The organism is Streptomyces sp. AK02-01A (genome assembly GCF_033795305.1).
GTDB lineage: Bacteria > Actinomycetota > Actinomycetes > Streptomycetales > Streptomycetaceae > Streptomyces.
This window is the reverse complement of the sequence record NZ_JARBAE010000009.1, coordinates 186354-198288: the sequence shown is the minus strand read 5'-3', so window position 1 is coordinate 198288 and position 11935 is coordinate 186354. Positions and strand designations below refer to the sequence as shown.

5 protein-coding genes and 1 pseudogene are annotated in these 11935 nt (G+C 68.2%); 2 read left to right on the top strand and 4 right to left on the bottom strand.

The window, feature by feature from the left end:
- Nucleotides 1–98 precede the first annotated feature (98 nt).
- A pseudogene (locus PV679_RS12530) lies at nt 99–2813 on the bottom strand (RHS repeat-associated core domain-containing protein); the annotation flags it as partial.
- Between the two features lie 144 nt (nt 2814–2957).
- Nucleotides 2958–6278 (bottom strand): LamG domain-containing protein, encoded by a 3321-nt coding sequence (locus PV679_RS12525; protein ID WP_416069704.1) that lies wholly within the window; start codon nt 6276–6278, stop codon nt 2958–2960.
- Nucleotides 6279–7181: 903 nt separating this feature from the next.
- Here PV679_RS12525 and PV679_RS12520 point away from each other — a divergent pair.
- Nucleotides 7182–8336 carry a DegT/DnrJ/EryC1/StrS family aminotransferase gene (locus tag PV679_RS12520; RefSeq protein ID WP_319680230.1) on the top strand — a complete coding sequence of 385 codons (1155 nt, stop codon included), beginning with the start codon at nt 7182–7184 and terminating at the stop codon, nt 8334–8336.
- Nucleotides 8337–8346: 10 nt separating this feature from the next.
- Nucleotides 8347–10470 (top strand): lipopolysaccharide biosynthesis protein, encoded by a 2124-nt coding sequence (locus tag PV679_RS12515; protein WP_416069706.1) that lies wholly within the window; start codon nt 8347–8349, stop codon nt 10468–10470.
- Here PV679_RS12515 and PV679_RS12510 read toward each other — a convergent pair.
- Complete coding sequence (locus tag PV679_RS12510; RefSeq protein WP_319680220.1) at nt 10440–11504, bottom strand: glycoside hydrolase family 26 protein; 1065 nt, start codon at nt 11502–11504, stop codon at nt 10440–10442. The two genes, PV679_RS12515 and PV679_RS12510, sit on opposite strands and share 31 nt — an antisense overlap.
- A complete protein-coding gene (locus PV679_RS12505; protein WP_319680219.1) occupies nt 11501–11917 on the bottom strand; it encodes a hypothetical protein in 417 nt (138 codons plus the stop codon). The genes PV679_RS12510 and PV679_RS12505 overlap by 4 nt, the downstream gene beginning before the upstream one ends.
- Nucleotides 11918–11935: the final 18 nt, after the last annotated feature.

The following is an 11935-nucleotide window of genomic DNA, read 5'->3' as shown; positions in this document are numbered from 1 at the left end:
GGGCTACCTCACGCCCCACGAAACACGCCTGCGCTACCAGCAGGGACAGGCCCTCGCGGCATAACGGAAACGTGTCCATGATCACGGGGAAACTTCACGGTGCGGACGTAGTACGCCTCGGTGTCGGCGTACGACTTGTGCTGCGTAGCGGTTTTTTTGGACCAGGGGTCGTTGATCTGACCGCCGACCTCTTGGGCACCGTTGTAGGTGACCGTCTCCCTGGTGAAGCCCGCGTACGGGTCGGAATCGGTGATCTCTCCGGCCTTGACGCCGGTCACCTTCGCGCTGCGGCGCTTGTCCGGATCCGGTGTTTTACCGTCTGTGCCCAGCAGGCGGTCGCCGTCCATGCCCCGCAGGTAGACGCTGACAGTCTTGGACTGGGTGTGGCCGGTGTTACCAGTGAGGTGGGTGACCTTCTGGAAGCCGCGCCAGATCGACCAGGTGCGTTCCTTCTCCGGTGTCAGCGGGTCGTCGTTGTAGTGCCACGCGCCCCCGCCCGCGTACTGGTAGGTGTTCTGAACGGCTTCGGAACCGCCCTGCGGGTCGGTGGTGGAGACAGAGGTGACCGGGTACTTCTGGAACCAGTCCAACTGCGGATCCTTGGCCCCGTTGGGCGACCAGTAGACGGGGTAGCACCTGCGAGTGTTCTCATCGACTTTCGGCACCGTCTGGCCCGCGACGCACTCCGCGTCGGCATAGGTGACGATCGTCTGTGCACCTGTCTCCGAGGTGATGGTCTTCAGACGCGGTTTTTCCAGGGGCAGGATGTCGTCGCTACTGGTGTCGACGCGGTTGGGACGGAACTCGTGGCCGAAGGTAATCGGGTCCAGGGACAGCTCTGTGCCGCGCTTGCCGGTGTGCCGGATCTCATCCAGCCACAGAGACTGATCGGTGGAGTCTCCGGTGTCGCCCGGGTCGAGGTACTGCTGCTTGAGCGTCCACGCGTCGACGGGAGCGTAGTCGGGCTTGGCCGCAGCAGCATCCCAGGCGTATGTGGTGACACCGGTCATGCGCTTACGGCTGAAGAAAGTGGGCCCACTGTTGCCGGTGCACTTGTCACCGTTCTTACAGAGAGCGTCGAACGGTACGTCCGGCCAGTTGTCCCGGGTGTCCTCGGTCAGCGAGTCACAGCCGCTGCCAGAGGCCAGGCACCGCTCGGCGTAGGAGAAGACGACCTTGTCCGACGCGGCCGGGCTGCCCGCGAACAAGGCACCGGCGCGCTGGCCGTAGCGGATCTCCTTGAGTTGACCGCCGCGCGTGTAGAGGGTGCCGGTGTTGTCGTCGCCGAGTTTGTCGTAGTTATTGGTCTCCGCGTCGTACCAGTAGGACATGGCGTTGTCGTGGGTGTCGACGACGTAGTCGAGGTTCCACCGCCACGCCTGCTTCTTGTCCCGTCCGGAGAAACTCGTGCCGTCCCCGTAGCCCGGTTCGCCCTCGTCGTCGCCGAAGACCGGCACCGTCCAGGTTGACTGGGTGCGGTCGTCCGCGCCGGCGCCCTCCAGCTTGTTGAGGCCGAAGACGTACTTGGTGCCGTTGCCGGTGATGACCGTCCAGTACTCACCGTCGTCGTCGCCGTTGTCGGCGCCGGTGGAGTGGGTGACGGTGGAGGCGTCATCGTTCTTCAGCCGCCACTGACCGGTCGTGTCGTCCTTGACCAGTTCACTGGCCCTGCCGTTCAGGACCAGTGAGGCGTTGTCGTACTTCCAGCACAAGTCGAACTTGTCGTCCTGGCCGTCGTCCTCGCAGGAACCGTACTTACGCTCGATGTAGGACGAGGTGATGTCGAAGCCCTCGCCGATCGACGTCCCCTGGTTGTTCGTAGAAGCGGTGCGGCCGTCAACGCTGCCCGAGTCGTAGGAGATCGACAAGTCCGGAGTGGGCCCCGCCGCTGCGGGCGGGACCCGCAGCGGGTAGGACCAGGTGAAACTGCCGGACGAACCGCCGGCTTCCCAGGTGGAGGAGGCCGCGAGTGGAGTGGCCTTGAAGTCGCCCGAACCTGACTTGGTTCCGGCTGCAAGTGCCAGCACCATCGTCTGTCCGCCGGAGGCCTCGGACTTGGCCGAGGTCTTCGAAGAAGGGTTGGCTGCGAAAGAGAGTTGTGTTCGCAGCAGATTGTCGCGTCGCCTATTGGTGAATTCGAGAGGCTTCGGCGTACGGCACTTGGCCGTATCCGGGTCTTTCAGGGCACAGTCTGGCAGGCGCAGGACCTGCAGCCGGCCCGCCCAGTCACCGCCGTAGGCAGAGGCGAAAGCCGAGTAGTCGATGCCGAGCTGGGCCTCACCACCGTACTTCGGCCCTGTAACGGCAAGGACGACTCCCTTGACTCCCAGCGCCGCGGCGGTGTCCTGTCCCAGTACGTTGACCCGTACCGGCCCCGTCACAGCAGGTCGTCTGTCGTTCTTGGCCGGTCTGGGTGCGGTGAGGGTCACCGGCAGGGAGCCCGGCCTTGCCTTAGCCGCAGCTGCGCCGGAGGCGGGCAGGCTCATGGTGGCCGTGCCGCGCTCAGGCCAGATCACCGTCTTGGCCTGGTCGGTGCGTGCCCGGTCGGCTGCCGCCCGGTCCGCCGTCTCAGCCTTCGCCACCGCCGCAGCGGCCGTTTCGTTGACCTTCGCGGTGAACGGAGACACCTTCGCCGCCTGTGGTGCGGCCAGTTTTGGCCTGCCCAGCGGATGAACGTCAGCGGCGAAAGTCACCGGCGCCAGCAGCCCAGGCAACAGGGCGAAACCAGTGGCAGCAGCTATTCGCCCGCTCCAGCGCCCCAACCGGGCTCTGCTTACGTGTGGTGAACGACGTTTGATCCCGAACGGATTCATCGGTGTCTCCCTACGCCCGGCTTCCGCCCAGCGCGCTGCGGCTCGTGCCTGCGAGGCGCGAGCAGATTCGGTGAATTCGGAGAGCTGCAAGGGGTGCCGACCGGTCTGGGGTGCGGGCAACATCACCCGCACCCCAGATTGCAGTCAGCCGGTGTTCGGGTCGGCCAGAACCTGCGAGCGGACCTGTTCGGCGCTCATCGCGCCGGTCCAGATGCGCAGGTTGTCCAGGCTTCCTGGCAGGTAATGACCGACACTGCCTTCCGCAGCTCCACGGCCGACGGCGAGTTCACCATCGCCCTGTTGCACCGCGCTGAAGTCGGCCTGCGCTCCGGCAGGCTGTTCCGCCTGCCCTACGTAGAGATGGAGCTTGCCGTTGCGAGTCTCTGTGTTCGTGGGATCAGCCGGGTCGGTCCACTCCCAGCCCTCCTGAGCGTCGAACACGCCGGTCACCTGGACCCAGGTGTCCATCTCGGCAAGCTCGCCTCCGAGGACCACGGCGCTCTGGGTGACTTCGCCGTCGGATCCCGTTGCTGTGCGGGTGAGCTTCCACTGATAGATGTCGTCGGCGGGCTTGGTAACCCACAGCGCCCAGGACGACGCACCGCCCGCCCGCTGTCCGGCCACTTGGGCCAGGTAACCCGCCGGTTTCGCGGCCAGCTTCTGTGAACTCAACTGCACCAGGGCCGAAACCGTGAACGAACCGGTCTCGTCGATCACCGGACCGGCCGCCGCCGCATATCCCGTGGCGCCGTCCAGAACCAGTGCGCTGTCATCCTCGTTCAGGACAGCGCCGGTGGCGGACAGCGTCATCGCCGGCCTGGGATACGAGGTGGCTTCAGCGATTTCTGTGCCTGTCGCCGTGGTCGCATCCCACTGCGCCACCAGCTCATTGCCGGGAAGACTGTCCTCTTCCGAACGGGTCTCCTGCCGGATCTCCTCAGGCGTCAGCGCGCGCTGCCATACGGCAGTCTCGTCGATCCGGCCATGGAAGAACTGCCCTCCAGGGGACCGTCCGAAGATCAGTCCCCCCGTGGCTGTCCACGGCTCGTAGGCAGGTGTGACACCGGCGGCCCTGACCGGCTGGCCCTGGGGTCGGCCGTTGATGAAGAGTTGGATCGTGTCGTTGGTCTTGTCCGTGTCTCCGTGTGTGTCAAATACGCCCGCCAGATGCGTCCACGCGTTCAGCGGTGGACTGGCCTGCTCAGCCGCGGATCGGATCCATACCGGGCTCGACGTGTCGGTGGCCGCCCGGCTGAATCCCCACTTCTTGTCACCCGGCGAGTAGGACAGGCTCAGCGCCTGGCCGTTCGTAGCCGAGTACTCGGCCAGAACGACCCGCGAGTCGGACGCGTCAGTGAGATATGCCCACGTGGAGACAGTGAAGGAATCTCTCGTATTGACCGCTGGCCCTGAGGTGGCCGCGTAACCGGTCTGCTGAGACGCGTTGGCGGTGTCGTTGAGCCACAGCGACTGGTCGGCCTCACCACGACGGGCCATCGTCGACCAGCCTGCGCCCGCAGCAAAGAGGGTGGCGTTGTGCCGGGTGCCCGCGGTGGCACTGTCGGCAGCCGTCGTAACGCCGGAGTTCGCAACGCCGTCGTCGAAGTGCCAGCGCCCCACCGCGCCCTCGGCGGGAGCCACCTTGAATGTGAACTCAGCGGGCGGACCCCAGCGGTTACGTACGTCCTTGGCCTCCACCGAAAGGACCTGTGTCCCAGCCAGCGGCGGTACAACGTTCAACTCGGTGTAAGTGGAGCCCGTCACGACCTTGGTGTTGGCCGCCGTCGTGGTCAGAAGACGCCAGCGGTAGCCGGAGATGTCCTTGTCTGCCGCATTGGGCGTGAACGTGAACGACCCTGGAATCCCCGGACCGCCCTCTCCGTCGCACAGGTCGGCGACACACTGCTTGTACGGCATGCCAGCCGTGATCGTCGGGACCTTCGGAGCGGTGGAGTCGACCTTGAAATAGCACCACGGCGAGTACGAGGAATACAGATCGCCGCTCTTGCCGTTGTACGCCCAGTGCGACCGCGTACGGGACTTGTACCGGTAGACCCCGCCGTCACCGCGGTCATTGGTGCGGACCTTCTCCAGTGTGCCGTCCGGATCCCAGCCCGTCCCCTGTGGCCGGGCATCCGACCAGGCTGTCGCCCAGACACCGTCCGGATGCTTGTTCTCCACAAGGAACCCAGCCTGTAGCGATCCCTTCTCCTCCCCGCCAGCCGGCTGGACCTTTGTCTGCACCCTCGCCTGCACCATCGGATCGAGACGCGTGACAATCAGCGGATCCGACTCACTGGCCCTGCAGTAGGCCGTGGTGCCGTCGCCCGGGATCAGCCCGACGTCGGTGGGCACACCCGGCAAAGGTACGTAGGTGACCTGCAGCTCGGCGTTGTCGTCGAATCGCTTCCAGGCCCGCGGGTCGTCCTCGTCCTTCGCCCACAACATGAACGTCAGACGCGAAATCTTGCCATCCGCGAACGACCGCACAGTAGGAGTCAGATTTTCCTCCGGCTGCGCCGGATCATCATGGAACTCGACCCAGGAAGCCGGCTGCTCGGGACTGCAGTTCTTCCCCCTGCCCGCAGAGACGAGCCGGTCGCCCATGTGGTCGATGGTCGCGGGACCCGGCCACTTCGTGGCTTCCGAAATGTTGTTGGTGCGGACCAAATTGAGCCACTTCGCGTCACAGTTGAACGACCACGTCTCGTACGCACGGAAGGTGGCGTCGATGACGTATTTGCCGCTCAGCTTGGTCGGCGCGAACTCGAACAGCATCCGGTCGGTATAGCCGGGGCCGCAGTAATAACCGTCCGCGCTCCCGCAGAGCCCGACTCCCAGATCCCCGTCGAACTGCCAGAACCGGTCCCCGTCAGAAGAGATCTTCGTACGCTCCGAAGCCCCCAGACCGACCGGCGGGTCGATGAAGACCGGGTAGACCGTCTTGTCACCGCGCAACAGCCCCAGGTCGGGCCGCACGGTCACGGCGCCGTCGGTGACCCTGACCGGGAGCACCGCGGTGGTGTCCCCGTCGCCGGGCAGGGCCGGATCGCCCTGACCGCCCTGACCGCCCGCAATAGGCTGGTCTTCCGTCGCCGTGGCTCGGGCCGAACGCTGCCGGGAGGTCTCGTCCCCGGCGGAGTCCCACATCTGGCCTGCCGGGCCGTTGAAGACCGCGTTGCCGTCCTCGTCGACCGCTCGCAGACCACCGCCCGCCCCGGGGACCACTTCCAGACCCTTGGCCATGGCGGTGAAGGTGATCTGTTCCAGTTCCGGACTGGCCGCGGCCTGAGCGGTCTTGACCGCCAGCGTCTGGCGGTAACCCTCGGCGGTCGCCGTCAGTTTGAGGTCTACGCCCGGCAGGACGTCGGGGTAGGTGGCGGTCGCTCCGTCCAGAGTCGGTTCGGGCAACGAACCGGGCCAGTCCAGAGAGAAGAAACGATTCTTCTCACCCAGTCGAATCATGTCCTGATTCGATCCACCCCCGGAGAACGACAAATCCACCACAGCGGCCTTTGGTCCGACGCCGCCGTCCGCCCGCCGCTCCAGAGTCGGATCCACTCCGCCCCACGACCCATCAGCCCGCTTCACCCGCTGCGGAGTTGTGGACTGCGTAAGCGTGAAAGTCCCGTCCGGGTTGGCGAACGTCTGCGAATACTCCGTGCGTTGCCCGGCGTCCTCCACCGGCTCACCGGAAGCAGCCGCCCGCGCCGAAGCCGTCATGGCAGGTGCGCCGGTCGTAACAGCGCCGGCTGATGCCGGCAGCACCAAAACGGGAAGTCCGCCCAGGATTGCGGACGCGACCACGGCCGACATCACACGACGCACAGGTCTCAGGACCTTCCGGCTACACCGATGCCCCACTGCCCCGCCCAATATCCCCACCCCAGACTCACAGGATCTACACAGCCTCAGGCGACCTTAGATGATCAGCAATTCCCTCTGTCAAGAGTGACTCAAATCACGCGGGAACACTTATGGCGCAAAATACGGAAAGAGGCGGCAGAGAAAGAGCCGAAGGAAATTCCTCACCCAACCAGAGGCCCAATATTGGATGTATACAAGTTTAACTAAAAGGGAATTGCGAAATTCGCACTGCGGAATGAAGACCGCCAGGCGTCGCACGCCCTACCGGTCGGCCGGAAACGAGCCCCGGCCTCCCACCCGCCGTCATGGCCGCTCCTACGGCGCTATTTCCGTCGCGGCACGCCGGCCGCCTGTCCTTGTCCACCGGCCGGTCCGCCGTGTGGGCCGTATTGACGGGGCCGTCCGGTATGGGCCACATTGAGCCGGGCAGGGGGGAACGGAATGGCTCTTGGGGAGAGCTGCCCGGCGGAGCACTCGGCGTACTCGGCGTTGGAGACGCTGATGCGCCATCGCCTCGGCAGGGAATGTCTGTATGTGCCGTCGTGCCGGCTCGGGTTGTATGTGGCGCTGCGCCACTGGTGCCCGCCCGGCGGACGGGTTCTCATGTCGCCGGTCAACGACGACGTGATCTTCTTTGTGGTGCTCGCCGCGGGACTGCGTCCCGTGCAGGCTCCGTTGGACGCGCGGGACGGATCGATCGACATGGCGGCCGTTCCGGAGTCGGACTGGCGCGGTCTCTCGGCCGTCCTCACCACCAATCTGTACGGGAATCCCGATCCGGCGCCCGGACTGCGCGCCCGCTGCGACACGTTGGGGATCCCGCTCATCGAGGACGCCGCCCACGCCATAGGCAGCGAGGTCGGAGGCCGGCCGGTCGGCGCTTTCGGTGACGCGTCCGTCTTCAGCCTCTCCAAGCATGTGGGAGCCAAGACCGGTGGCTTCCTGACCGTCGCGGACCCGGCGCTGCGTACGGCGCTGGCGAGCGCCCGTGACGAGCTGCTCTCACCGTCCAGGCTCGGCGCCGAGATCCGCTACGCGTTACGGCCGTACGCCGAGGCCGGAGTGCGCGGGCTGCGGATGGTACGGGCCGCGCACGCGGCGCTGCGGCTGCTCGGCCAGGAAGAGCGTGAGGACATCCGGATGCCGCTGCGCCCCGGCGAGCTGCGGCGGGCGCTGGCCGGAGCCCCCGGGCTCACTGACTTCCACTCCTGGGTCCGGGTGGACATGCACGACTACCGGCTCCGGCCGGGCCGGACCCGGCTCAGACGGACGGAACGGCTGCTCGCCGGGATCGACGAACGGCTCGACGCCCACCGGAGAGGCACCGAACGGCTGTTGGCCACCGCGTGGGCGGCGCCCGCTGCCGAGGGCCCCGTACAGCCGCTGTTCCGGGTCCCGCTGCTGGTCGAGGACCGCGACACGGCCATCGCCGCGCTCGCCAGACACCGCGTCACCACCGGTTATCTCTACGATCCGCCGCTCGACGCGTACGCGGGCGACGCCTTCACCGATCCGTCGCCGGCGCCAGGACCGGCCGCGTGGTTCGCCCGCCACGCGCTGCCGGCCGATCCACGCCACGCGGACCAGGTGATCGCCGTCCTCACCGAACTGGGCGCCCGGCCCGCGCGGCGCGGAAGGGCCGAGGTCGGTGGCTGACACGGCCCGGATGAGGAAACCGGCCCCGGCCGGTCCCGCCCGGGCCGGAGAGCCGGCACGGCCGCCCGGCGGCGACTCGATGTTCCGCAACGCCTACGCGCTGATGCTCTCCACCGGTGTCTCCGCCGCACTCGGACTGGGCTTCTGGCTGGTCGCGGCGCGCTACTACACGGAGGAGGCGGTCGGACAGGGATCGGCCGCCATCGCCGCGATGCGGCTGCTGGCCTCGATCACCGCCACCACGATGATCGGCGCGGTGGTGCGCTATGTGCCCAGGGCCGGCCGGGCCACCGGAGCGCTGGTGTGGCGTGTGTACGCCATCAGTTCGCTGGTGGTCTGCGTCGCCTGCGTGGTGTTCCTGCTGACGCTGGATCTGTGGGGCCCGTCCTACGCGCCGCTCGACGGGCTGACGGCGGGTCTCGTCTTCACCGCGTCCTGTGTCGCCTGGGCGCTGCTCACTCTCCAGGACGGCGTGCTGACCGGCCTCAGGAAGGCGTTCTGGGTGCCGGTCGGCAATGCCGTGTTCTCCCTCGGCAAGCTGCTGATGCTCGCCGCGTTCGCCACCGCGCTGCCGGTCCTCGGCGTCTTTGTCTCCTGGGCCGCCGCCATCTCCCTGTCCGTACTGCCGCTCGGCTGGCTGATCTTCCGCAGGCTCATTCCGCGCCAGGCCGCGGCCGATCACGACCGGGAGCCGCCGAAGGTGCGGGACATCGGGCGGTTTCTCGCCGGTGACTCGGTCGGCGCGCTGTTCAGTCTGGCGATGATCAATCTGCTGCCGGTGATGGTCGCGGTCCGCTTCGACGCCGCGCACAACGCCTTCTTCTACACGGCGTACACCGTCGGCGGCACCATGGAGTTCATGGCCATCAATATGGCCTCCTCGCTCACCGCGCACGCCTCGCACAGCCCGGACCGGCTGGCCGAGGGCGTACGCGGGGCGCTGCGCCGGATGGCCGTTCTGCTGGTGCCCGTCGTGCTGGTGCTGGTGGTGTTCGCGCCGCGGGTCCTCGCGCCGTTCGGCGACGACTACACGCGCAACGGCACCACGGTGCTGCGGCTGCTGGCCGCCGCGGCCCTGCCCAGGGTCGTGGTCGAGCTGTACATCGGAGTGCTGCGGGTCCAGGGCCGTACGGGCGTGCTCGCCGTGCTCCAGGGCGCCATGTGCCTGCTCGTCCTGGGCAGCGCGCTGTTTCTGCTGGGCCCGGCGGGCATCTCCGGCGCGGGTCTGGCGATGCTCCTGTCGATGACGCTGGTCGCGCTGGTCGCGGCGCCGGGACTGCGCACGGCCCTGCGGGACGGTCACCGGCCCGGCGACGCCGTGAGCGGCGACGCTCCGGAGGAGTACGGCACTCGCTGGGCCCGCGAGGCCGCAGGGCACGGTCCCGAGGCGGCCGGGAAGGCGGCGGCGTACGGCGCGGTCCTGGCCGGGTATCCGCACGGCCCGCACGACACCCCGCCCCTGGCCACCGGCCCGCCCGCGCCCGGCGGGCGGCCGGGCGGCGCGGAGTCCGTCGGCGGCGGCCGGCTGGTCACCCTGCTGTGGCTGCTGACCGGGCTCGCCGCCGGGCTGTTCTGGACTCCGCTGGTCCGCGCCGGAGACACCGGCCGCGACCGGCTCGGCGGTGTGCGGCTCCTCGACGCGCTCCATCCGCTCACTCTGGTCGCCGGCATTCTGCTGGTCCTCGTCCAGTGCGCGGCGGTCTCGCTCGCCCGGCCGCGCCCGGTGCTGCTGACGACGGGAGTGCTGCTCACCTTCGCCGCGCTGCACACCGCGCCACCGCTGCTGGGCGTACGGCCCGATCGCGTGTCGGGCCGCTGGCACGAACCGGTCGCGGACCTCCTGGCCGCGCTCGCCGGACCGGCCGGTTCTGACGCGCTGCTCCGTGCCCTGCCCGTCGTACTCCAACTGCTGTGCCTCGGGCTGGCCGCGGTCATCCTGTGGGCGCTGCGGACGGACGGCCGGATCATCGCCGCCGTGGTGTGGGCGCTCGCGGTGAGCGGCTGGGCGGCGCGCGATCCGTTCGCGGCGGCCGCGCTGCCGCTGTCCCTCGGACTGGGACTGGGGCTCGCGGTGGTGGCCGCCGGCGCCCTGTGCCTGCGCCGCTACCGCGGCGGCAGCGGCTGGTTGAAGTAGTCGGCGCGGCCCGCGTCGCGGTAACCCTCCAGCGCCGGGCCCTTGTTGACGGTGAGATCGCAGTTGTCCCCGGGCACCGGCCGGTTCCAGTGCACCAGCGCCTTCACCTCCGGCAGAGTGGGCGCCACCTGCGGGATCCGCCGGTACCAGTCGCGCTGCCGGTCCGGCCGCTTCGGGTCCGGCGCCGTACTGAACTCGGAGAGCATGTAGGGCTTCTGGTCGGAGACGTTGGCGCGCAGCCACGCGTAGGAGGGACGCTGGCTGCGCTCGAAGTCCAGCCAATTGGTCGAGTCGTGGCAGAGGAAGTAGTTGTACTGATCCATGCCGATCCAGTCGACGTACGCGTCACCGGGATACAGCGACTTCATCAGCTCGGCGTTTCCCAGATAGCCCGAGACCGTCCACACCCACACCACGTTGTCCACGCCGAGTTTCTCGAACCGGTCGTGGATATGGCGGTAGGCGGCGATGAACTCCTCCGGAGTGCCGGCGGCCGGAGTGCGGAAATCGGTCTCCTGGTCGAAGGAGAAGAAGACGGTCCTGCCGTATTCCTTGATGCGCCGGGCACCGGGATCGATGATCTCCTCGTCGAACTTCCCGGCGGCGACATTGCGCCAGCCGAGCTGGGTTTCGGTCCAGTTCCGGTGGTGCGGCTCGGTCCATACGGTGGACTCCCAGGCCAGCATCAGCATCCGGTCCCGGCCCAGTTCCCGCTCGTCGGGCGTGAGCAGTGTTCCGTCCCGCTCGGTGTTGGACATGTCGTGGTAGTTGTAGACGAGATCGAGTTTGCGTCCGATCTTCTTCTCGAAGCCGTACACCGCGTCCTTGAGCGAACCGTTCCGCGCGTACGGGACATACGCGCCCCACCAGGCTCCGCACGGCGGTTCCAGTGACGCGCTGGGCGCGCACCGGCCCGCCTTCTCCTCCCTGGCTGTCCACCACACTCCGGCGACCGCGAGCAGCGCGCCCACGGCGGCCAGAGCGAGAGCCAGACAGGTGCTCCGGCGGGCCTCCTGGCCGTACTGTCCGGTCACCGGTCCGTCCAGGGGCCCGGTTTGACGCGCTCCGCCGCTCCCCGGGTCGCGGCGGGCAGCGGTACGGCGGGCAGCGGCGCGGCGACCGTGCAGAACACGGCGAGCGACACCAGGAACACCGTGGCGGAGAAGGACTCGGCCAGGAAGAGCGCGGTGGCGGTGAGCGTCGCGAGGGAGAGGCTCAGCGGCGCCGCCAGCGCCACCGTCTCCAGCCTGGCGGCGGGCCGTGGCGCGGCCGGCCCCGGGAGAAGCAGCGCGAGTCCCGGGCCGAAGGCGACGAAGAGCAGGACCGGGATCCAGCGCAGTGGCGATCCGCCGGGCAGCGCCGTCACCGCGAGCGCGGCCCATCCGGAGAGCGCGACGGCGGCCCGGGTCCGGCCCTGGCCGCCCGGCGGCGCGGCGTTGTGTGGCATGGCTGCGACCTCCGCGGC